General features: G+C 61.4%; 20 protein-coding genes and 2 pseudogenes. 11 read left to right on the plus strand and 11 right to left on the minus strand.

All coding sequences use genetic code 11. The features are described 5' to 3' along the window. The first annotated feature begins 110 nt into the window (after positions 1-110). Together hfq and hflX are read left to right on the plus strand one after the other, a co-directional pair. Positions 111-362 (plus strand): RNA chaperone Hfq, encoded by a 252-nt coding sequence (gene hfq / locus AC0L37_RS08635; protein ID WP_046138466.1) that lies wholly within the window; start codon positions 111-113, stop codon positions 360-362. Positions 363-371: 9 nt separating this feature from the next. Continuing rightward, complete coding sequence (gene hflX / locus AC0L37_RS08640) at positions 372-1,745, plus strand: GTPase HflX (RefSeq protein ID WP_212657976.1); 1,374 nt, start codon at positions 372-374, stop codon at positions 1,743-1,745. Here the strand turns inward: hflX and mazG are convergent. Continuing rightward, positions 1,742-2,551: a nucleoside triphosphate pyrophosphohydrolase gene (gene mazG / locus AC0L37_RS08645; protein ID WP_269368812.1), complete on the minus strand. Its 810-nt coding sequence runs from the start codon at positions 2,549-2,551 to the stop codon at positions 1,742-1,744. The two genes, hflX and mazG, sit on opposite strands and share 4 nt — an antisense overlap. Before the next feature lie 583 nt (positions 2,552-3,134). On the opposite strand from mazG, the gene fgd reads away from it, so the two are divergent. The 6 genes from fgd (at position 3,135) to AC0L37_RS08675 (ending at position 8,883) form a co-directional block, all read left to right on the plus strand. After that, positions 3,135-4,166: a glucose-6-phosphate dehydrogenase (coenzyme-F420) gene (fgd, locus tag AC0L37_RS08650; protein WP_269368473.1), complete on the plus strand. Its 1,032-nt coding sequence runs from the start codon at positions 3,135-3,137 to the stop codon at positions 4,164-4,166. A 28-nt stretch (positions 4,167-4,194) separates the two neighbouring features. Then, on the plus strand, positions 4,195-5,031 hold the full coding sequence (gene cofE / locus AC0L37_RS08655; protein WP_269368472.1) for a coenzyme F420-0:L-glutamate ligase: 837 nt from the start codon (positions 4,195-4,197) through the stop codon (positions 5,029-5,031). 4 nt (positions 5,032-5,035) lie between these two features. Then, complete coding sequence (locus tag AC0L37_RS08660; RefSeq protein ID WP_282221422.1) at positions 5,036-5,983, plus strand: putative F420-0 ABC transporter substrate-binding protein; 948 nt, start codon at positions 5,036-5,038, stop codon at positions 5,981-5,983. After that, positions 5,980-6,999: a putative F420-0 ABC transporter permease subunit gene (locus tag AC0L37_RS08665; RefSeq protein ID WP_282221421.1), complete on the plus strand. Its 1,020-nt coding sequence runs from the start codon at positions 5,980-5,982 to the stop codon at positions 6,997-6,999. The genes AC0L37_RS08660 and AC0L37_RS08665 overlap by 4 nt, the downstream gene beginning before the upstream one ends. Then, positions 6,996-7,784, plus strand: coding sequence for an ABC transporter ATP-binding protein (locus tag AC0L37_RS08670; RefSeq protein WP_282221420.1), 789 nt, complete (start codon positions 6,996-6,998; stop codon positions 7,782-7,784). Before AC0L37_RS08665 ends, AC0L37_RS08670 begins: the two co-directional genes overlap by 4 nt. A 97-nt stretch (positions 7,785-7,881) precedes the next feature. Further along, positions 7,882-8,883, plus strand: coding sequence for a TIGR03842 family LLM class F420-dependent oxidoreductase (locus tag AC0L37_RS08675; protein ID WP_212657983.1), 1,002 nt, complete (start codon positions 7,882-7,884; stop codon positions 8,881-8,883). Between the two features lie 12 nt (positions 8,884-8,895). Here the strand turns inward: AC0L37_RS08675 and AC0L37_RS08680 are convergent, their stop codons facing one another. The 8 genes and pseudogenes from AC0L37_RS08680 to AC0L37_RS08715 all read right to left on the minus strand — a co-directional run bounded on the left by AC0L37_RS08680 (position 8,896) and on the right by AC0L37_RS08715 (position 16,046). Further along, positions 8,896-9,732, minus strand: a complete 837-nt coding sequence (locus tag AC0L37_RS08680; RefSeq protein ID WP_212657984.1) for an MBL fold metallo-hydrolase — start codon at positions 9,730-9,732, stop codon at positions 8,896-8,898. A 3-nt stretch (positions 9,733-9,735) separates the two neighbouring features. Continuing rightward, complete coding sequence (locus tag AC0L37_RS08685) at positions 9,736-10,515, minus strand: TatD family hydrolase (RefSeq protein WP_282221419.1); 780 nt, start codon at positions 10,513-10,515, stop codon at positions 9,736-9,738. Between the two features lie 3 nt (positions 10,516-10,518). Continuing rightward, a complete protein-coding gene (gene metG, locus AC0L37_RS08690) occupies positions 10,519-12,069 on the minus strand; it encodes a methionine--tRNA ligase (protein WP_282221418.1) in 1,551 nt (516 codons plus the stop codon). After that, entirely contained in the window at positions 12,066-13,094 is a 1,029-nt protein-coding gene (locus tag AC0L37_RS08695; protein WP_282221417.1) for an AAA family ATPase, read from the minus strand. The genes metG and AC0L37_RS08695 overlap by 4 nt, the downstream gene beginning before the upstream one ends. Beyond that, positions 13,091-13,776: pseudogene (gene tmk, locus AC0L37_RS08700) on the minus strand (dTMP kinase). The gene AC0L37_RS08695 and the pseudogene tmk overlap by 4 nt, the downstream one beginning before the upstream one ends. Positions 13,777-13,797: 21 nt before the next feature. Then, the gene (locus AC0L37_RS08705) at positions 13,798-13,998 is read right to left on the minus strand and encodes a hypothetical protein (RefSeq protein WP_282223035.1); all 201 of its coding nucleotides are present in this window, start codon (positions 13,996-13,998) and stop codon (positions 13,798-13,800) included. A gap of 257 nt (positions 13,999-14,255) precedes the next feature. Beyond that, positions 14,256-14,903: pseudogene (locus tag AC0L37_RS08710) on the minus strand (D-alanyl-D-alanine carboxypeptidase family protein); the annotation flags it as partial. Between the two features lie 84 nt (positions 14,904-14,987). Further along, positions 14,988-16,046 carry a septal ring lytic transglycosylase RlpA family protein gene (locus AC0L37_RS08715; RefSeq protein WP_269368463.1) on the minus strand — a complete coding sequence of 353 codons (1,059 nt, stop codon included), beginning with the start codon at positions 16,044-16,046 and terminating at the stop codon, positions 14,988-14,990. Between the two features lie 242 nt (positions 16,047-16,288). Here AC0L37_RS08715 and metH point away from each other — a divergent pair, with 242 nt between their 5' ends. From metH to AC0L37_RS08730, 3 genes are all read left to right on the plus strand, one after another. Further along, the gene (gene metH, locus AC0L37_RS08720) at positions 16,289-20,050 is read left to right on the plus strand and encodes a methionine synthase (protein WP_282221416.1); all 3,762 of its coding nucleotides are present in this window, start codon (positions 16,289-16,291) and stop codon (positions 20,048-20,050) included. Between the two features lie 2 nt (positions 20,051-20,052). After that, positions 20,053-20,403 (plus strand): hypothetical protein, encoded by a 351-nt coding sequence (locus tag AC0L37_RS08725; protein WP_269368461.1) that lies wholly within the window; start codon positions 20,053-20,055, stop codon positions 20,401-20,403. A 62-nt stretch (positions 20,404-20,465) separates the two neighbouring features. Then, positions 20,466-21,410, plus strand: a complete 945-nt coding sequence (locus AC0L37_RS08730) for a patatin-like phospholipase family protein (protein WP_212657991.1) — start codon at positions 20,466-20,468, stop codon at positions 21,408-21,410. Here the strand turns inward: AC0L37_RS08730 and AC0L37_RS08735 are convergent. Then, positions 21,407-21,958: a DUF1643 domain-containing protein gene (locus AC0L37_RS08735; RefSeq protein WP_212657992.1), complete on the minus strand. Its 552-nt coding sequence runs from the start codon at positions 21,956-21,958 to the stop codon at positions 21,407-21,409. The genes AC0L37_RS08730 and AC0L37_RS08735 overlap by 4 nt on opposite strands. Positions 21,959-21,968: 10 nt before the next feature. Beyond that, positions 21,969-22,871, minus strand: a complete 903-nt coding sequence (folD, locus tag AC0L37_RS08740; RefSeq protein WP_282221415.1) for a bifunctional methylenetetrahydrofolate dehydrogenase/methenyltetrahydrofolate cyclohydrolase FolD — start codon at positions 22,869-22,871, stop codon at positions 21,969-21,971. Positions 22,872-22,933: the final 62 nt, after the last annotated feature.

Raw genomic sequence — 22,933 nt, forward strand, 5'->3', positions numbered from 1 at the left:
TAATGTGTGGTGAATGCACACCGGTGCGGACTGGGCGGCAGTTCGATTGCCGGTAGGCGAGCAAGCGCAACGACAACAGCGACAAGTAATGCCGCGAATTAGAGGCCTCAATGCCCAGCGAAAAGCAGCAAAACCTGCAGGATTCCTTTCTCAATCACGTGCGCAAGCAGAAGGTGCCAGTCACGATTTTCCTCGTGAATGGCGTCAAATTGCAGGGCGTGATTACCTGGTTCGACAATTTCTGCCTGCTGCTGCGCCGTGATGCGCAGTCGCAGTTGGTCTACAAGCATGCTATCTCGACGATTATGCCGGGGGCACCGATCCAACTGTTCGATCCCGAGCAGAACCAAGACAGCGACTAACGAGTTTTCATGAGCGAATTCGACGATGAAGGGGCCGTCCAGAAGGGCGGCCCAAAGGCGTTTATTGACCAGCGAGACCAGCCATTCCGGGTGGGTATTGTTGTGCCGGATGTGCGCGGGCATTTTTCGCAGCACTCCATTGAAGCGCGACAGGCCGAATTTGAGGGACTGGCCGGGGCCATCGGCCTGGATGTTCAGTTCTCCGAAGTGGTCAAGGTGCGCGAGATCAAGCCGGCGACATTTATCGGTGGCGGTCACACCGAAACGCTGGCCGGCAAGGTCAAGGAAGACAAGATTGACCTGTTGCTGATCGATGCGCAGCTGACTGCCATTCAGCAGCGCAATCTGGAGAAGGAAACCGCGGCCAAGGTGCTGGACCGGACCGGGTTGATCCTTGAAATCTTTGGCGACCGGGCCGCCACGCGTGAAGGCGTGTTGCAGGTCGAGTTGGCGCATCTGAACTATCAGAAGGGTCGTCTGGTACGGTCCTGGACCCACCTTGAACGCCAGCGCGGCAGTGGCGGCAGCGGCTTTATGGGGGGGCCGGGTGAAACCCAGATTGAAAGCGATCGACGCCAGATCATGGATCGTATCGTGCTGCTTGAAGACCGGCTGGAGAAGGTCAAAAAGACCCGCATGCAGCAGCGTTCACAGCGCGAAGGCACACCGATCGTGGCGCTGGTGGGCTACACCAATGCTGGTAAATCGAGCCTTTTCAACGCAATGACGCGCTCGGAAGTGTTTGCCAAGGACCTGCTGTTCGCGACGCTGGACACCACGGTGCGCAAGCTGGCGCTGCCGCATGGGCGCGAGATCATGCTAAGTGACACGGTGGGCTTTGTGGCAGACCTGCCAACCGATCTGGTGGCCGCTTTCCGCGCGACGCTGGAAGAGGTGATCGACGCCGATGTGATCCTGCACGCGCGCGACATAGCCAACCCGGACCATCTGGCGCAGGCGCAGGACGTTATCAGTGTGCTGGGCGATCTGGGCGTGCTGGCCGAAACCACGCCGATCATTGAGGTGTGGAACAAGATCGACCTGTTGGGGCAGGGCGGTCTGGCGCTCGAAGACGCACTGGCCAGTATTGCGCCGGCCAGCAAGGTTGCCGCCGTTGTGCCGGTTTCCGCGCTAACCGGGCAGGGGCTTGATGCGCTGGCGTTGGCGGTCGAGACGGCACTGGGCGAAAAAAGCCGCAGCTATCACGTGCATGTGCCGCATAGCGCCGGTGGCGATATTGGCTGGCTGCATTCGCATACCGAAGTGATTTCGCGCGACGAACCCACCGAGCAAGGCACCGGATTCATGGTGCGGGTCGAGCCACGCCACAAGACGGCGTTCCTGGAACGCTTCAACGGCCGGATCGACAGCTCAGACGCCTAGAGCTTGTCGGCGGCGCGGATTTCATTCCAGTAGCCGTCCAGACGGTCGAGCCCGGCATCCTTGGGGTCAATGCCATCTTCACGGCAGCGCTGCTCGACGTGATGAAAGCGGCGGGTGAACTTGAAGTTGGCGTCGCGCAGGGCGCCCTCGGCATCGACACCGGCCTGACGGGCCAGATTGGCGACAGCAAACAGCAGGTCGCCAATTTCCTCGTGCACCGCCGCCTGATCCTGGCTCTGGTGCGCTTCGCTCACTTCGGCCAGTTCCTCGGCGACCTTGGCCTGCACGGACGCGAAATCGGGCCAGTCAAAGCCCACTTTGGCCGCGCGCTTGGTCAGCTTTTCGGCACGGGCCAAAGCCGGCAGGACATGGGGCACATCGTCAAGAAGGGAAGGGGTGATATCACCCTTGCGGGCCGCTTTGGCGGCGCGCTCCTCGACCTTGATGGCTTCCCAGCGACCTTTGGCCATTTCAGCGCCCTGAGCGGCGTCTTCCCCAAACACGTGTGGATGGCGACGGATCAGTTTCTGGGTGATGCCGAAGATGACGTCACCAATGTCGAAATGGCCAGCCTCGGTGGCCATCTGGGCGTGGTAGATCGGCTGCAACAGCAAGTCGCCCAGTTCCTCGCGCAGATCATCATAATCTTCGCGCTCGATAGCGTCTGAAACCTCATAGGCTTCCTCGATCGTATAATGGCGAATGCTGGAGAAATCCTGCTCCAGATCCCATGGGCAGCCACCATCGGGGTTGCGCAGGGCGGCCATGATTTCGATCAGGCGTGAGATGTCGCGTGAGGGCTGCATGGGGACGCTTTCACTGGCGTTGGAATCACAACGCGACGGTAACGCGTCGAGGACGGTGATGTCGCCAATCTTGCCGGGTGGTGCGAGCGAAAATTGCCGCTGTGCAGTTGCTAAGCCTGATTGTTTCGCCACGACTCCCGGTTTTCAGTGCCTGCGTGCTGACATGCAAATTGCTCAGTTGCTCACAGGTTCCAACCCGCTATGACCACGCTGACACCGGCAAAGAATGTCGGGCGTTCGATGCACGGCAGGCAAAGATCCAGTCCGTAGCGCCGCGCTGTCGCGTCTAATCGGACAGTTCCGTACGGGCACAGTTAGGTGATGGGGTCGGTGGCGTCACCGGGGCCAACAATTCGGCCTGAGCGCAAGACTAGTAACAGGTGACCGGGCGTGCGTGTATACCGGGCACACAATTCAGATACCCGGTATTCGCATAATATATATTATGGAACTTACGCGGATTTGGAAACGGGCCAGAAGGCAGCAATTTGCGTGGCTTTTTATCAGTTCGTGCCAAAATGTACGAATCCGATGGACAGATTTGACCGTTTGGTCAAAACTCGCTGCCACGACATGACCAGCCATGGCTGCCAAGGAGGACGATGTGCGTTTCGGATACAAGGCTTCTGCTGAGCAATTCGCGCCCAACACGTTGCTGAAATTCGCCATCGAGGCCGAGCAAGCCGGGTTCGACTCGGTGTTTGTCAGCGATCACTTTCAGCCCTGGAAGCATACCGACGGGCATGCGCCGTTCGCGCCCGCCTGGATGGCCGCAGTGCTGGCCAAGACCGAACGGATCATATTGGGCACGTCGGTGCTGACACCGACATTCCGCCTGCATCCGTCGGTTGTGGCGCATGCCTTTGGTACGTTGGGTTCGATGTTTCCCGGCCGGGTCATTCTGGGCGTCGGTACCGGCGAGTCGCTCAACGAGGTGCCATCGACCGGCATGGTTTGGCCCGAACTCAAGGAACGGTCGGCCCGTATGCGCGAAGCCGTGGCCTTGATCCGACAGCTGTGGAGCGAGGATCGCGTGACGTTCGAGGGCGAATACTACAAGACGCAGAACGCCACGATCTATGACAAGCCCGACGAAATGGTGCCGATCTATCTAGCCGCTGGCGGGCCGCTGAACGCGAAATACGCTGGTCGCGCCGGCGATGGTTTCATCTGTACATCGGGCAAAGGCGAAGAGCTTTACGTCGACAAATTGCTGCCCAATGTGGCGCTTGGCCGCGAAGAATCCGCGTTGGCTGACAAGCCTTTCGAGCGGATGATTGAAGTGAAAGTCTCGTTCGATACTGATCCTGAGGCGGCGCTGGAGAACACGCGTGGCTGGGCGGCGCTATCGCTGACGGCGGAGGAAAAACACTCGATCGAAGATCCTGCGGAAATGGAGCGGCTCGCGTCCGAACTGCCGATTGAGCGTATTGCGAAGCGCTGGATCGTCTCGAGCGATCCGGATGAGCATGTGCGCGCCATCAAGACCTATATGGATTATGGCTTTGACCATCTGGTATTCCATGCACCAGGTGATGATCAGAGCCGCTTCCTGGCGCTCTATGCCAAGGAAATTCTGCCGCGCTTGCGCGCATTGGCGCCAGCTGGGCAGTAGCCCCCTGCCCTCGATACGGGAAGATGCGATGAGTTTGCCGCGATTTACGGTATGGGGCGTTACCGGTGTCCCCGAAATTGGTGCGGGTGATGATTTGGTCAGCCACATCCTGCAGGCCGTCGCCGCGCAGGAAGTGGACGATCCAGAGGCAGCACTGCGCGATGGCGATATTCTCGTGGTGACCAGCAAGATCGTTTCCAAGGCGGAAGGTCGGCAATTTCCTGCCGCGGATCGCGAGAAGGTCATTGCGCAGGATACGGTGCGCGTCGTGGCCGAACGCGTGCATCCCGGTGGCGTGACGCAGATCGTCGAGACCCGTCATGGCCTGATAATGGCTGCTGCAGGCGTGGATACGTCCAATGTGCCTGATGGAATTGCCCTGCGGCTGCCAGAGGATCCCGATGCTTCGGCACGGGCGATGTGTGCTGGCCTACGGGAGCGCCTGGGGATCACGCTTGGCGTCATCATCACCGACACCATGGGGCGGCCTTGGCGCGTCGGTCAGACCGATGTGGCTATTGGCGCTGCTGGCGTGATGGTTACAGATGACATGCGCGGCGGCGTCGATGCCAATGGGCGTCCGTTGCAGGTGACCATTACAGTGTTGGCTGATGAACTGGCCGGCGCCACCGATCTGGTCAAGGGCAAGGCCACAGGCATTCCCATTGCCGTGGTGCGCGGTTTGGGTCGTCTGGTCACCGATGTCGATGCGCCTGGCGCCCGTACGCTGGTGCGTTCGGTCGATGATGACATGTTCCGCTTTGGCTCTGCCGAGGCTTATCGCCTGGGTTATGAAGCCGCGCTGGCCGAGCTGCGCGATGGCGGCCAGACCACCTCAAAACGCGTCAAACAACGGCAGGATTAAAGCCATGCGTGCCTCTTTCTATCTCGCGGCATTTGCCGCCGTGTCGCTGTCTGCCGCGCCAGTGCTGGCCCAGACCAGCTATCCCTTGAGCATCGAGAACTGCGGCGTGTCCGTCGTGTTCGACGCAGCGCCCAAGCGCGTGGTGACGATCAAGTCGACAGCCACTGAAATGTTGCTGGCCCTTGGTCTGGGCAACAGGATTGTCGGCGTGGGTTTTCAGGATGGTCCGGTGCCACAGGCCTGGGCGGTCGGCGCTGGGGCGCTGCCGGTGCTGGCTGAAAAGCTGCCATCGCAGGAAGTGGTGCTCGAAGTGGAGCCCGACCTCATCTATGGCGGCTGGGAAAGCAATTTTGCGGCGGACGGCGCTGGCGAACGGGCCAGCCTGGCCAGCCTGGGTGTCGCCAGTTATGTCTCGCCGGCTGCCTGTCGCTCGATCAAGCCGGCCAAGCTGAGCTTTGACGGCCTGTTTGCCGATATCGCCGAGATGGGCGCAATATTTGATGCGTCTTCGGCAGCAGACGCGCTGATTGCCGAACAGCAGGCAGCACTCGCCGCCATCCCCGCCGACGATCGTGGGCTGAGCGTGCTGTGGTATTCGTCAGGCACCAAGGCGCCCTATGTCGGGGCGGGCAGCAATGCGCCGGCCATGATGATGGCAGCGCTGGGACTGAACAATATCATGGGTGATGTCGACGAAGGCTGGGTTTCGGCCAGCTGGGAAGCCATTGTCGATGCCAATCCCGACGTGATCATCCTGGTTGATGCGGCGTGGAATTCGGTGGATCAGAAGAAGCAATTGCTCGCCGAGAATCCGATTACCAGTCAGCTCGATGCGGTCATTCACGAGCGGTACCTTGTGGTGCCGTTCCCGGCCTCCGAGGCCGGGGTGCGCAATGTCGGGGCAACAGCCGATATGGCGGCGCAACTGGCGGCGTTGTCCATCTCGCAATGAGTTTGACCCGCGGCCCTCGGATAGCGCTTGGCGCCGGGCTGTGGGCGCTATTGCTGGCGAGCGTGGTATTGGCGGTGACCTTTGGGCCCGCCGATATAGCGCCGCAGGAGGTCTGGCAGACCATTGGGCATCATATCGGCTTGCCGATGGAGAGCCCGGTGACGCGGCTGCGCGATGCGATCATCTGGGAATTGCGGCTGCCACGCGTACTGGTTGCCGCCGGGATTGGCGCGGGGCTGGCGCTATGTGGCGCCATCATGCAGGCGCTGACCCGCAATCCGCTGGCGGATCCCTATCTGCTGGGCCTTTCGTCCGGTGCCTCGTTCGGGGCCGTGGTGTTTTTGCTAGCCGGGGCGGCCTTGCTGATGCCGATCGGGGCGTTTCTGGGTGCCGGGGCCGCCATGGCGCTGACGTTGCTGATCACAAGGCTTCTCGGTGGCGCCACGCCGTCGCGGGCCATTCTGGCCGGCATTGCCATTTCGGCACTGGCGGCAGCAGGAACATCCTTTTTGATCTTCTGGTCGGCGACGGGTGATTCCTATCGTGAAATCCTGAGCTGGTTGATGGGGTCGCTCAGTGGCACTGGTTGGGGTGATGCGGGCATCGTGCTGAGCGCCGTCGTTTTCCTCGGTGTGCCGATGCTGGTGAGTGGCCGCTCGCTTGATGCCTTTGCCTTTGGTGACGCGGCGGCGGCGACGCTGGGAATCGATGTGGCCCAGTTGCGCTGGGTGCTGCTGGGTGCCACGGCGCTGCTGACCGGTGCGCTCGTTGCCATTGGTGGCGCGATCGGTTTTGTGGGCCTGATCATTCCTCATGTGGTGCGCCTGGGGACAGGTTCGCGCCATCGGGTGCTGTTGCCTGTGACCATGCTGGTGGGTGCCATCTTCATGGTGTGGACCGATACCGCAGCGCGCAGCCTGTTCTCGCCGCGTGAATTGCCAGTGGGGATCATCACCGCTCTACTGGGCGCGCCGATCTTTCTGCTCGTACTGTTGCGCTATCGGCGGGTGACATGAGCGCGGGGCTGGCGTTCAGCGAAGTGGTGGTGCGCGCCGGGCAAAGCACGCTGCTTGATGGCGTCAGCTGTGCAGCGCGCGCAGGCCGATTGACCGGTCTGATTGGCCCCAATGGCGCCGGGAAATCGACATTAATGCGGGCGGCTCTGGGGCTCGTTGCCATGGATAGCGGGTCAATTCGCTTTGGTGACGCTGATCTGCCTGCCATGCCGCGGCGGGATCGCGCGCAAATGAGCGCGTTCGTCGAACAGAGCGGCGCGAGCGAGGTGCATCTGAGCGCCCGCGAAGTGGTGATGCTGGGCCGCATTCCGTTTCAATCGGTCTGGCAATCAACGGCAGGCCCGCAGGATGATGCCGCAGTCGATGTGGCGCTGGCTGCCGTGGGCATGACCGGCTTTGCCGAGCGGCAGTACCAGACGCTTTCGGGTGGCGAACAACAGCGTCTGCAGGTGGCGCGAGCCTTGGCCCAGCAGCCGCAATTGCTGATTCTGGATGAGCCCACCAATCACCTCGATGTGCATGCGCAATTGAGCATTCTCAACCTGCTGCGGCAGCGGGCGCAGGCCGGCGCGACGGTTTTGCTGGCTTTGCATGATCTCAATCTGGCGGCAGCGTTCTGTGACGAGCTGGTGGTCCTCCATCACGGCCGGCAAGTGGCTCAGGGTTCACCCCAGGCGGTGTTGACCCCTGCCCTGCTGGCCGATGTCTATGCCGTCAAGGCGAGCGTTCTGGCGCATCCGCATTCAGGACGGCCCATGATTGCCTATGATCTGCCATCTGATTGAGGGACGTTGCGCAAATGCGATTGACATTAGCGTCGGCCCCGACCAAAATTTTGATCAGCTGGTCAAATTTCTGATCGATCGATAGTCGGAGGGCTCTATGGAATTCGGAATCACCTTCAAGGGTTTCATTGAACCCGAACGGGCGCGTTACCTGGTGCGCGCTGCTGAATATGCTGGCTTCACCTATTGCTGGTTCTACGATTCACACATTCTGTGGCGCGACTGTTACGCCGCCATTGCCATGTGCATGGAACACACTACCGATATGCGGTTTGGTCCCCTGGTGACCAATCCCGATGTGCGCGACTGGTCGGTGGCCGCGTCGCTGTTCGGTTCGCTGTCCAAGCAGAGTGGCGGACGCTTTGATCTGGCTGTTGGTCGCGGCGACAGTTCGCGCCGGGTGATGGGCAAAAAGCCAGCCAAGCTGGCCCGTGTTGCCGAATTTATCGAAAAGACCCGCGCCATGGTTCGCGGCGAGGCTGTCACCTATGATGACATCCCCGAGCCTGTCCAGTTCCCGTGGGCCGTTGGTCACGACATGCCGAGCTGGATTGCCGCCTATGGTCCGCTGGCGTTGAAAACTGCCGGTGAACATGCCGATGGCGTGGTGCTGCAGCTGGCAGATCCCGGGCTATGCAAATGGTTCACGGACCAGTGTCTGGATGCGGGCAAGGCCGCAGGCAAGGATATGAGCAATTACCGCTCCATGGCTGCTGCCCCCGCTTATTTCGGCGACAAGGCCCGCGCTATCGAGGCCACAAAGTGGTTCCCCGCCATGGTGGGCAATCACGTGGCTGATATTGTCGAGAAATATGGCGCCGACAGCGATCAGGTGCCAGCCAGCCTGACCAGCTATATCGAAAAGCGTCGCGGCTACGACTATTCCAAGCATGGTCAGGCCGATAACCCGTTCCTGGATTTCATCACGCCTGACGTGGTGGAGAACTTCTGTGTGCTGGGCGAGCCCGAGGAGCACATTGCCAAGATGCATGCGCTCAAGGCTGCGGGCATCACGCAATTCAACATCTATCTCGATAGTGGCGACGAGGAAGAGATCATTGCCGGCTATGGCCGACACGTGATCCCGGCGTTTCGCTAACAGGCGGACCGCTTAGCGATTGAGGATGGTGCCGGTTACGACGTCAATTCTCATGCCATCGAACGCCGGCGTTATGTGCGCCGGCGTTTCCGCGTCGAGCCGGGCATAGTCGAGGTCGATATGCATATCGGTCAACACGGCCTGGCGCGGCGCAAAGCGCTCGATCCAGTCCAGCGTTTCGGGCAGGCTGAGATGGCTGGGGTGCGGCGTGGGCCGCAAGGCATCCACGATCCACAGATCAAGACCGGTCAGGGCAGCGTGGGAGGCATCTGGAAAGCCGGACAGATCGCAGGAATAGGCAAGTCCAGCAATGCGGAAGCCGAGCGAGTTGATATTGCCGTGCTCCTGCTCAAAGGCGGAAATATCAAGAGTACCGCCCGGACCATCGATGCTCAGATGCTGGCCTGCCACGATTTCATGGGCATTGAGAATGGGCGGATAGTCGCTGCCCTTGGGGCTGGAAAAGCAATAGCCAAAGGCTTCGCGAATACGGTCGCCCGCCGCCTGCGTGAAATAGACATCGACCCGGCGACGATTGTGCAGCGCCAGAACGCGCAGATCATCAATGCCATGGGTGTGGTCGGCATGTTCGTGGGTATAAAGCACGGCATCAACGCTATCGACGCCGGCATCAAGCAATTGTTCGCGCAGATCGCATCCGGTGTCGATCAATACACGCGTGGGCACCTCGCTGCCATCGGTCCAACCCTCGATCAGCAGCGAGCAGCGCCGACGCCGGTTGCGGGGTTCGTCAGGGTCGCAGGCGCCCCAGACATTGCCAATGCGCGGCACGCCGCCCGATGAGCCGCAGCCCAGAATGGTCGCAATGATCCGTTGCGCGGCCGGCATGAGTCAGGCCAGTCCGGTTTTTGAGAATAGACGCGCGAAATTGGCGGTCGTCTCGGCGCCGAGTTGTTCAAGGCTGACACCGCGCACCTCGGCAACCTTTTCTGCTGTGTGACGGACAAAGCTGGGCTCGTTGGATTGGCCGCGATGCGGAATGGGCGCCAGATAGGGAGCATCGGTTTCGACCAGATAGCGATCAGCTGGCACGAATTTGGCGACGTCACGAATTTCTTCGGCGTTCTTGAAGGTGATGATGCCCGAGAAGGAGATATAGCCACCCAGATCCAGCGCGGTTCGGGCGAGATCCGTGCCGGCGGTAAAGCAGTGCAGCAGGAAGGGGAATGCCCCCTGCCCGCTTTCGTCCTTGAGGATCGCCGCCATGTCGTCGTCGCACTTGCGGCTGTGGATAACCAGTGGAAGACCGGTAATGCGCGCAGCGGCAATATGACGACGCAGCCCGGTGGCCTGAGCCTGGCGCGGGGCGTTGTCATAGAAGTAGTCCAGGCCGGCCTCCCCGATGGCAACGCAGCGTGGGTGGGCCGAAAGCCGCACCAGATCGTCGGTCTGGATGTGCAGCTCTTCATCGGCGTGGTGCGGGTGGGTGCCGACGGAGCACCAGACATTGTCGAAGCGTTCGGCCAGCGCGGTGTATGTGGAGAACTTTTCCACATGTGTGGATATCGTCACCATTTCGGTGACGCCGGCGGCGGCGGCACGCGCCATCACACCGTCGATGTCATTGGTCAGGGCTTCGAAGTCCAGATGGCAGTGGCTGTCGATCAACATGGCCTAGTCTGCCTTGCGCTCGATGCGGGCAAAAACGCCCTGCGGTGCCGGCAGTTCGGTGCCAGGCTGCAGCTTGTTGTGCTCCAGCGCATGGGCCAGCAGGCGCTCGCCCTGGGGCACCATCAACTGGTCGAGCAGGCGCTCGGCCGAAGCCGGCACGAAGGCAAGCATGGGAATGGTCAGGCGGCGTACGGTGTCGGCCGTGACGTAGAGTACCGTGGCCATGCGCTCTGGATCCGTCTTCTTGAGAGCCCAGGGTTCCTGGCCGGCAAAGTAGTTATTGGCCGAGCTCAACGCCGCGACGATGGCGCCGCTCGCCTCATGCACCAATTGCTCGTCCATGGCCTTGCGGGCCTGTTCGATGGCGGCGTCGACTTCCTGGATCAGCTCAAGATCGGCCGGGGTCATGTCACCGAAGCTGGGGACCTTGGCGTCGCAATTCTTGTTGATCATCGACAGCGAGCGCTGCGCCAGATTGCCCAGATTGTTGGCAAGGTCGGCATTGACGCGGTTCACCAGCTTGTCGCGGCTATAGTCGCCATCCTGACCGAAGGAGACTTCGCGCAGCAGGAAATAACGCAGCGCGTCCGGGCCAAACTCCTCGATCAGCGCGAAAGGATCGATCACATTGCCCAGTGACTTGCTCATCTTCTGGCCGTCCACGGTAAGGAAGCCATGGGCAAAGACGCGATGGGGGACGTCGATGCCGGCGCTCATCAGGAAAGCGGGCCAGTAGACCGTGTGGAAGCGGATGATGTCCTTGCCGATCACATGCAGATCGGCGGGCCAGAACTTCCTGAACAGTTCGGCTGCTTCATCGGGGAAGCCCAGACCACTGATATAATTGGTCAGCGCATCGACCCAGACATACATGACGTGGCCGGGGGCATCGGGCACCGGAATGCCCCAGTCAAAGGTGGTGCGCGAGATCGAGAGATCCTTCAGCCCGCCTTTGACGAAGGAAATGATCTCGTTGCGGCGCTCTTTGGGCGCGATGAAATCGGGGTTGGCCTCATAGAGTGCCAGCAACTTGTCCTGATAGGCGGACAGGCGGAAGAAATAGGTCGGCTCCTCGACCCATTCGACCTGGGCGCCCGAGGGGGCAAAGCGCTTGCCATCCTTCTCGGTCAGTTCGTCTTCGTCGAAATAGGCCTCGTCCCGCACGGAGTACCAGCCCTTGTAGGTGGACTGGAAGATGTCGCCATTGTGGGATGCTGCCATCTTTTGCCAGATGGCCTGGCTGGACTGGTGGTGGCGCTCTTCGGTAGTGCGGATGAAGTCGTCATTGGAGACGTTGAGCTCACCGGCCAGTTTCTTGAACTCGGCAGCATTTCGATCCGCCAGTTCGCGCGGCGTGATGTCCTGCGCAGCGGCCGTCTGGACCATCTTGATGCCATGCTCGTCGGTGCCGGTCAGGAAATAGACCTCACGGCCTTCAAGCCGCTTGAAACGGGCAATCGCGTCGGTCGCAATCATCTCGTAGGCGTGGCCGATATGGGGCACGCCATTGGGATAGGAAATCGCGGTCGTGACGTAAAAGGGCTTTGAGGTCATTGGGTCTCGGCAGAAATGGGGATGGTCGTGGACACATGCTTCCTGATCGCATCGAAGATGGCGATGAGGGTCTGTTTCATGTCCAGATTGATCGCATCAGCATCGGCTAACAGGCTGTGGGCCTTGTCCCATAGCTCGTTGGCCGAGGCAAGGCGCATCCGCGCACCGGGCTGCATGGCGGCGTTGCGGGCTTCATCGGCAATCCAGTCGTCGAGCATTTCGCGGGCGAAGGACAGTTCGGGACTTTGCGCATCGGCGCCCAGCGCTTCGGCCAGTTTGAAAGCGACGCCGGGCGCATGTTCGCCTGGATTGCTCAGCCAGGTTTGCAGCGCCCCCAGTGCAGAATCCTTGCCCAGAGCCAGGGTTTCAAAGGCACGCCGCGGGCGTCCCCCTGACAGGGCGATGGCGCGATCAAGCTCATCGACGGCCAGCGTGGCGTCGTGTTCACTCAGGATGGCGCGCACTTCGTCGGCGGCGACGGGTCTGAGCGCCAGATTGTGGCAGCGCGACTTGATCGTGGGCAGCAATTGGCCGGGGCGGTGCGACACCAGCAGGAAGGTGGTGTCGGCCGGTGGTTCCTCAAGCGTCTTGAGCAGCGCATTGGCGGCTGACGGGTTGCAGTCATCAATGCTGTCGATGATGGCGACGCGGTGCCCTGCCCGACCCCGGGTGTGATGCAGGCTATCGCGCAGGCTACGAATGTCCTCGACGCGGATGACAGTGAAGTAGCTCTTGGCGTCCTTGGGCCGGCGCCGCAGCAGGAAGATATTGGGGTGCGATAGCGCGGCGACCTGTTCCTCGACGCGATGGGCTGGCTCGTCGCCCGTGGCCGTCAGAATGGCGGCAGCGAGTTCGAAGGCGAAAGTTGCCTTGCCGATACCCATGGGGCCGTGCAGCAGAATGGCACCGGGCAGACGGCGATCGGTGATCTGGCTGGTAATGGCGGTACGGGCGGCATCATGGCCGCGGGCCTTCTGGCGGCGCTCGGGGGCCAGAACGTCATCAAGGGCATTGGGGTCCGTCACGCCTGCGACCCGGCGAGCAGTTCGGGAAAGCGCTGGCTGACGGCTTCCCAGATAGCGGTCTCAAGGGCTTCTTCATTCTGGGCGGCGGAAATGACGATGCAGCGATCCGGGTTGGCCCTGGCGATAGCGAGGAAACCGTCGCGCAGGCGAATGTGCCAGTCGAGCTCTTCCTTTTCGAAGCGATCGCCGGTCAGTGCCAGTCCGTCCTCGACTGCGCGTTCGGCAACCCGCTTGAAGGCAGCTTTGGGATCCATGTCGAGCACGATGGTCAGATCGGGTGCGTGACCGTCGAGTGCCAGGCTTTCAAGGGCCGCAATGAGCTTGTCGTCCACGCCACCGGTCAGGCCCTGATAGGCGCGGGTGGAATCGTGGAAGCGATCGGACAACACCCAGACACCATTGGCCAGATTGGGGGCGATCAGTTGGTTGACGTGATCCAGCCGGGCAGCCGCAAACAGCACAGCTTCGGCCCCTGCCCCCAGCTTTCCGAGCGTCCCTGCAGAATGAAGGAGCGGATGGCCTCGGCCTTGGGCGTACCGCCCGGCTCGCGGGTGCGCACGGCCTGCACAGAATGCTGTTGCAGATTTTGCAGCAGGCGCTTGACCTGCGTGGACTTGCCGACGCCTTCACCACCCTCAAAGGTGATGAAGCGGGCACGATTGGCTTTGGGCGATTCGAGCATGATGAGCGTTGTATCCGAGTCTCAGAGCCAGCCAAGAGCCAGTTGTCGCAATGCATCGGCCGCCTTGCGGGTGATGCCGCCTTCCAGCACGGTTTCAGCCGCGTAGAGAGGCGCGACCTGAACCAGCCGGTCGTCACAGAACACGCGCAGTTCAGCGATCTGGTCGCCGGCCAGCACGGGGGGCGCAATGGTGCATTGTACTGCACTTCGGCGCTGAGGCATTTGCGCGAGCCGCGCGGCAAGTAAAGCGCTACCTCGCCGTTACCGATCAGGCCGACACTGCCGCTTTCTCCGCCATAGACACTGGCATAGGCGACAATCGCACCGTCGGCATAAGCGGCGACGCGTTCAAAGGCGCGGGCGCCCCAGGTAATCAGCTTGCGACCTTCTTCGGCGCGTTGGGACATCGAGGTCAGGCCATGAATGACGCCAATGAGGCGGCGGCCGCCCTCTTTGGTGGAGATGACAGAGCCGTAGCCGGCTGCTTCGGTATGACCGGTCTTGAGACCATCCACGCCAATACCCAGTTCAACCAGCGAGTTGCGATTGCCCTGCTTGATGCCGTTCCACTCCATATCCGGTTCGGAGAAGTAGTGGTAATATTGGGGGTATTCGCGGATCAGATAGCGGGCCAGATCGGCCAGGTCACGTGCGGTTACGCGCATGTCGGGATCGGGCAAGCCGGTAGGATTGGTGAAATAGGAGCCCGTCAGGCCGATATCCTCGGCCAACTCGTTCATCATCGCGGCAAAGCTGGCTTCCGAGCCGGCAATGCCTTCGGCCAGAATGATGGCGGCGTCGTTGCCCGACTGGATGATCACCGAACGGATCAGGTTCTCGACCGAAATCTTGGAATTGAGTTCGGCGAACATGGTCGAGCCGCCCGAAGAGGCGCCGCCAGTGCGCCAGGCGTGTTCTGAGACGAAAAACTCATCGGAAAAACTGAGGCGGCCGGTGCGGATCTGGTCAAAGACCACCGCTATGGTCATCAGCTTGGCCATGCTGGCCGGCTCCATGGGCAGGTCAGCATCCTTCTGGAAGATGACGGTGCCGGTCTCATGGTCCATCAGAACGGCAAATTTGGCCTTGGTGTCGAAAGTGGCCTGCGCCCAAACCGGGGCCGCCATTGCCAGCAGCACTGCCAGTATATATCCGAGCCGTTTCACGCGCGCCTATCCCTCCATTGTCGGCCAATTTGCCGACAAATAGAACTAATAGAGACTTATGTCGTTCAGGCCAAGTTGCCGCGCCATATCAAGGGCATCAACTTTGGAAACACCGGGTTTGAGATGGGTCAGGACGAGCCGGGTTGCGTCCCGGCCATTAATGGTGACGGGCTCTTCGTCGACGGCGCCTAGCAAGGCGAACTGCTCGGCCAGCGCGATGGCATTGTTGCGATCAGCAAAGACACCAAGGCCCATCTTGATCTGACGGGCATCGACATCGACCGACTGAACCCATTCGTCGAGCGCTGTCGAGCGGGTTGCCATGGCCGTTGCCGCGGCGTGTGCGGTGCCGATGGCGATATCCTGCTCCTGCGGTGTAGTGTCTGCATAGGAGAACAGGCCGCCAATGAAATTGCCGGCAATATCGGCAAGGCTATTGGTGTTGTCGGCATAGGCGTAGCGGGTATTGCTGCTGCCGCCGAAATCGGCGGGGCCGGAATAGCTGGCCACCAGCATGCGGGTATCGTCACCCTCAAGCGGCGCGCGGCCGACATATTCGGCACGAATCTGGGCGTGGCCATTGTTCACATAGCCAAGCATTTCCGCGGCACGATGCGAGAGATCCATGATGCGACCGGCGACATAGGGGCCGCGATCATTGACGCGAACGATGACCGAGCGACCGTTTTCCTGATTGGTAACACGGACATAGCTGGGCAGCGGCAGCGTTGGATGCGCGCCCGTTATGGCGTTGGCCGAGAAGATTTCACCATTCGCCGTGCGGCGTCCATGGAAGTCAGAACCATACCAGGACGCTTCGCCACTATCGGCGTAGCTGGGGTTTTCCTGGGGCACATAGACCTTGCCGCGCACCGTATAGGGCTTGCCGACCTGATAGCGACCGCCACCCTTGGGCGGATTGGGGTTGGAGGTGACTCGTGGCGAGGCGTTGACGCCATATTCCTTGGAAGTGAAGGCCGAGCGCTTCACGGTGGCGCCCAGATCGCCCATACCGCAAGCCGCGATCATCGGCGCGATCAGGGTCGCCAGAGCGACAAGGCGGATGGCATGGCGCCAGGGTGTCGTCACGGTATGCATACTCATAGGCTGACCTTACTGCGAATGCCGATGGTAACGTGACCAGAGGGCAAGGTCGCGCAAAGAACAGTTTTCTGGTTTAGGGGAGGTTAAGGACAACAGACTGTTAGCATTGAGCATCGCATTTAGATGCAATGTGCGAATGACAGGCCTGGCGCGCATTCAGCCGCCCCTGACCTTGCGCTTTCGATGATATAAAGATATCTTTATGTCAATTCTGACGACCGTATGAACCGAGGTGAACGGCGATGAGCCTTTCCGAGCAGCAGCCCCCTATTCCCGACTGGAACGAAGTGCGCACCGCGTTGGCCGATGCCATGCGTGAGCGCATCCTGATTCTGGATGGCGCGATGGGCACGATGCTGCAGCGCCGCAAGTTCACCGAGGAGAACTTCCGGGGCGAGCGGTTCAAGGACTGGGATCTGCCATTGCAGGGCAATAATGACCTGCTGGTGATCACCGAGGCGCAGGCAGTCGAGGATATCCATCTCGAATATTATCTGGCCGGTGCCGATATCGTTGAGACCAATACGTTCTCGGCGACCTCGGTGGCGCAGGCGGATTATGGTTGCGAAGACGCGGTCTATGACATCAATTTCCAGGGTGTGGCGGTTGCCCGGCGGGCTGCGTTGCGGGCTGAGGCGGAAGATGGCCGGCGGCGTTTCGTGGCTGGTGCCCTGGGGCCAACCAACAAGACCTCGTCCATGTCGACGGACGTCAACAGCCCCGGCCACCGCTCGATCACCTTTGATGAACTGGTTGTGGCCTATGGCGAAGCCATTCGCGGTCTGGTTGATGCGGGCGCCGATCTGCTGCTGTTCGAGACGATTACCGATACGCTGAACACCAAGGCGGGCATTTTTGCGGCGCAGCGGCTGTTTGAAGAGCGCGGCATTGATGTGCCGATCATGATCTCGGGCACGATCACCGATCTGTCGGGGCGGACGCTGTCGGGTCAGACGCCGTCGGCATTCTGGTATTCGGTGCGCCATGCCAATCCGATCACCATCGGGCTGAACTGTGCCCTGGGCGCTGATCTGATGCGCGACCATATTGCGGAGCTGTCAGGCGTCGCCGACACTTTCATCTGCGCCTACCCCAATGCCGGCTTGCCCAATGAATTTGGCGGCTATGACGAAACACCCGAGATGATGGCAAGCCAGCTGGATCAGTTCGCCAGCGAAGGTCTGCTCAATATCGTGGGCGGTTGCTGTGGTTCGACGCCCGATCATATCCGGGCCATCGCCGAGACGGTCAGCAAGTATCAGCCGCGTGTGGTGCCCGAGATCGAGACCAGGCTGCGGCTGGCCGGACTTGAGCCCTTTACGCTGACTGCCGAAATTCCATTCGTGAATGTGGGTGAGCGCACCAATGTCACCGGCTCGGCCCGGTTCCGCAAACTGATCACGGCGGGCGATTATCACGCGGCACTCGAAGTGGCGCGCGATCAGGTGGCCAATGGTGCCCAGATCATCGACATCAACATGGATGAAGGGTTGATCGACTCCAAGCAGGTGATGATCGAGTATCTCAACCTGCTGGCAGCCGAGCCCGACATCGCCAAGGTGCCGTTGATGATCGACAGCTCCAAATGGGAGGTGATCGAGGCGGGCCTGAAGTGCGTCCAGGGCAAGGCACTGGTCAATTCGATCTCAATGAAGGAAGGCGAAGAGGCCTTCCTCAAGTCAGCCCGGCTGGTGCGGGCCTATGGCGCCGCCGTTGTGGTGATGGCGTTTGACGAACAGGGTCAGGCCGACACGTTCGAGCGCAAGGTCGAAATCTGTACCCGTGCCTACAAGCTGCTGACTGAAGAGGTGGGCTTTCCGCCCGAAGACATCGTGTTCGACCCCAATGTGTTCGCCGTGGCGACGGGCATTGAAGAGCATAATGGCTATGGCGTGGCCTTTATCGAAGCGACCAAGCAGATCACCGAGACCCTGCCCCATGTCCATATTTCGGGCGGCATCTCCAATCTGAGCTTCTCGTTCCGCGGCAATGAGCCGGTGCGCGAGGCCATGCACGCGGTGTTCCTGTATTATGCCATCCAGAACGGCATGGACATGGGCATCGTCAATGCCGGTCAGCTGGCCGTGTACGAGTCGATCGATCCCGAACTGCGCGAGGCCTGCGAGGACGTGATCCTCAATCGCCGCGATGACGGCACGGATCGTCTGCTGGAGATTGCCGAGCGCTATCGCGGTACCGCCGGCAAGGAAGCGGCCGCCAAGGATATGAGCTGGCGCGAAAAACCGGTCGAAGACCGCATTGCGCATGCGCTGGTCAACGGCATTACCGAATTTATCGACGCCGATACCGAAGAAGCGCGCCAGAAGGCCGCTCGGCCGCTGCACGTTATTGAAGGCCCGCTCATGGCGGGCATGGGCATTGTGGGTGACCTGTTCGGCTCGGGCAAAATGTTCCTGCCCCAGGTGGTCAAGTCAGCCCGCGTGATGAAGCAGGCCGTGGCACTGCTGCTGCCCTATATGGAAGCCGAAAAGAACGCCGACGGCAATGCCACGGGCCGCAAGAGCGCGGGCAAGGTGCTGATGGCGACGGTGAAGGGCGATGTGCACGATATTGGCAAGAACATCGTGGGCGTGGTGCTCAGCTGCAATAATTACGAAATCATCGATCTGGGCGTGATGGTCCCCACCGCCAAGATCCTGCAGACGGCCAAGGACGAGAACGTCGATATTATCGGCCTGTCCGGGCTGATCACGCCGTCGCTGGACGAGATGGTGCATGTGGCCGCCGAGATGGAGCGCGAAGGGTTCGACATTCCGCTGCTGATTGGTGGGGCGACCACCAGCCGCGTGCACACGGCAGTCAAGATCCACCCGCGCTATGAGCGGGGCCAGGCGGTGCATGTCAACGACGCCAGCCGCGCCGTTGGGGTGGTGGGCAATCTGCTCTCGGCCGACACCAAGGTGGCGTTTATCGACGACATAAAGGCCCAGTACGCCAAGGCTGCGGCGGCGCATTTGCGCGCCGAGGAAGACAAGAAGCGTCTGCCCCTGACCACCGCGCGCGCCAATGCTTTCAAGCCTGACTGGGAAGGCTATGAGCCCCCCAAGCCGAGCTTTTTGGGCACCAAGGTGTTCGCGGATTTTGATCTGGCGGAACTGGCTGAATACATTGACTGGACGCCGTTCTTCCAGACCTGGGAGCTCAAGGGACGTTATCCGGCCATTCTGCAGGACGAACGCCAGGGCGAAGCCGCGCGGGCGCTGTTTGACGATGCGCAGCGCATGCTCAAGCAGATCATTGACGAGAAATGGTTCGTGCCACGCGCCGTTGTGGGGCTGTGGCCAGCCAATGCGGTGGGCGACGATATCCGCCTGTTCACCGATGAAGGCCGCAAGGAAGAGTTGGCAACCCTGTTCACCCTGCGCCAGCAGTTGAGCAAGCGCGATGGCAAGCCCAATATGGCGCTGAGCGATTTCGTGGCACCGGTTGATAGCGGCAAGGCCGACTATATGGGCGCCTTCGTGGTCACCGCCGGGCTTGAAGAAGTGGCAATTGCCGAGCGGTTCGAGAAGCAGAACGACGATTATTCGTCCATTCTGGTCAAGGCGCTCGCGGATCGCTTTGCCGAGGCACTGGCTGAAATGATGCATGCGCGGGTGCGGCGCGAGCTGTGGGGTTATGCTGCCGACGAAACGCAGACCCCCGAAGAGCTGGCACAGGAAACCTATCGCGGCATTCGCCCGGCGCCGGGCTATCCAGCCCAGCCCGATCACACAGAAAAGACCACGTTGTTCAAGCTGCTGGACGCTGAAAAGAATGCCGGCGTCACGCTGACGGAGAGCTTTTCGATGTGGCCCGGCTCGTCGGTGTCAGGCTTTTACTACGCGCATCCCGATGCCTATTACTTCGGCGTGGCCAAGGTGGAACGCGATCAGGTGCTCGATTATGCCGCCCGCAAGGGCATGCCGGTCGAAGAGGTCGAACGCTGGCTCGGGCCGATCCTGAACTACATTCCCGGCCCGGCTATCGTGGCGGCGGAGTAAGCATGGCCAGGGTTGAACCCATCCCGGTGACCGTCGTGACCAAGGCAGGGCAGTTGCTGGCGCTGGACGCCGATACCGCCCTGCTCCGCCTGCCTGCCAATAGCGGGCATGGCCACCCCGATGGACAGCATTGCGTGGCCTGCGCGACGCGTACCGATGTGCGCGCGATGCTCTATGATCTGCTTGAAAGCGCCAAGCGGGGGCTGCGACCGGCCTTCACGCGGGTAGTCGTCGACGCCAGCGCAGTGCCGGATCCCGCCGTTGTCGTGGCGGCGCTGACCGGCAAGCTACCGGCACAGGCGCTGCGCGATCATACCGTGGCGCGGCTGTTCTATCTGGCGGATGCGGCCTAGCGTCTCTTTCCCCGGCTGACGCCCTCGCCTATCGTGGGCAAAATAGCGTTGGGAGATCGATCATGGCCAAACCATCCATTGCGCTGGCGCTGGGCAGCGGCGCAGCGCGCGGCTGGGCCCATATTGGCGTGCTCGATGTGCTGACCGAGGCTGGCATCAAACCCGACATTGTCTGTGGCACCTCAATGGGCGCGCTGGTCGGTTCGGTCTATGCCAGCGGACGGTTGGACGCGCTGCGCGACTGGGCCATGGGTGCCGACTGGCGTGCCGTGGCGGCGATGATCGATGTGGGGCTGCTGGCCGGCGGGCTGGTGGATGGCGTTCACATCGTGAAGTGGCTGACCGGGCTGGGCCTGCCCGACAAGATCGAAGACCTCAAACTCCCCTTTGCGGCAGTGGCGACCGATATCAGCACGGGCCGGGAAATCTGGCTGCAATCGGGGTCGCTGGCGACGGCGGTGCGCGCCTCTATCGGCATGCCCGGCCTGTTCAGCCCCACCAAGCTGGACGGGCGCTGGTTGTCCGATGGCGGGCTGGTCAACCCGATCCCGGTCTCGGTGTGCCGGGCCATGGGCGCCGACTTCATCATTGCGGTCAATCTGAATGAGGACCTGTTGGGGCGTCGTCTGGTGATGGAAGCCGATCCAGCGGCCGATGATGCCAACAGGTCGGACACGGTGGCCAAGCCTGAAAGCCTGATGGAATTGATCGCGTCTATCCCCACCTCGGTGCAGTCGAAAATGTCGTCGCTGAGCTTTTTCGGGACGGGTAGCCCGACACCGGGTTATTTCGACGTGCTGACCAATGCCATCGACATCATGCAGGACCACATCACCCGCTCACGGCTGGCGGGCGAGCCGCCGCACGCCATGGTCATGCCGCGGGTGGCCGATATCGGGCTGATGGATTTCCACCGGGCGGGCGAATCGATCGCCGAGGGCCGTGCAGCGGCCGAACAGGTGCTGCCGGTCATCGAAGCCAAGCTGAAGGGCCGCAGCCGGCTCTAGCCGATCGTGAAGCGGCGCAGCGGGGTGTCGGCGCGCAGATAGAGCGGATGCTTGGGTGAACCGTCGGCATTGGTGCCAAAGCACCAGAGATCGGTGCCGTCGGCCTGAAGTGCCGCCACCAGTGCCCTGCCCGCTGGTGCCAGCGCCTTGTTGAGCTTGCCGTGACACAGCACCACCAGGGCCGCGTCCGCCGCGACCTGACGGATGGTGGGCAGGTTGTCTGGCGACACGGCCTCGACGCCCGGCGCCAGCAGCATTTTGGGATCGGTGGCGCGATAGTCGCCGACATTGGCCTTGACCATGGCGGCATAGCCTTCGCGCTGGGTGAAGCTCCACTCGCGGGCGCAGGTGGGATCATTGACCTCGGCGTCGGCGGTGCTGGGGTTCATGCCGATGAACAATACGTAACGATCAGGGAACGCATCGCCGGTCCAGCGCCGCATTAGCTGGCGATAGCGGCCGTCGGCGCTGAAGCGCGCATCGCCGCGCACGCCCGGCATCAATGCCAGGCGCACCTTGCCGCCGGGATCGTGACTGGCTGCACTCACCGGACGGACCTTACGCGGTCAGATCGCTGGGGGGCACCAGACCATTGATCAACGAGGCCGTGGTGACGGTATTGGCCAGCAGGCAGGCAATGGTCATGGGGCCAACGCCACCCGGGACCGGGGTAATGGCACCGGCGACTTCCGACGCCTGTGCGAAATCAACGTCGCCGAGCAGGCGTGTCTTGCCCTCGCCGCGCTCGGGGGCGTCGATGCGGTTGATGCCAACATCGATCACGGTGGCCCCCGGCTTGATCCAGTCACCCTTGATCATTTCGGGACGGCCGACAGCGGCGATGACAATATCGCCCTGGCGCACGATGGATGGCAGATCCTGGGTGCGTGAATGGGCCATGGTGACGGTGCAGTTCTCGCGCAGCAGCAATTGGGCAATGGGCTTGCCCACCAGATTGGAGCGACCCACCACCACGGCGTGCTTGCCCGAGAGGTCACCCAACTGGTCGCGCAGCAGCATCAGGCAACCCAATGGGGTGCAGGAGACCGGGCCCGGCAGGCCAATCGCCAGCTTGCCGACACTGGCGGGGGTGAAGCAGTCGACGTCCTTGGCGGGATCGATGGTTTCGATGATCTTCTTGGAATCGATATGATCGGGCACCGGCAATTGCACGAGGATGCCGTGGATGGCGGGATCGGCATTGAGCTTTTGCACCAGCGCCAGCACCTCGGCCTCGCTGACGGTTTCGGGCAGTTCGTATTTTTCCGAATGCATGCCCACGGCGACAGTCTGCTTGGCCTTCTGGGCGACATAGACCTGGCTGCCCGGATCGTGACCAACAATGACCACGGCCAGACCCGGGGTGATGCCGTGTTCGGTCTTGAGGCGTTCCACATGGTCGGCAATGCGACCGCGCAGACCTTCGGCGAAGCTCTTACCGTCGATGATCTTGGCTGCCATGTGACACCTCCATAGGGTTCAATCAGTGTTGGGATCGGCCGGTTGGACCGTTGGGCGCAGCA

This window comes from Devosia sp. J2-20 (assembly GCF_055808475.1).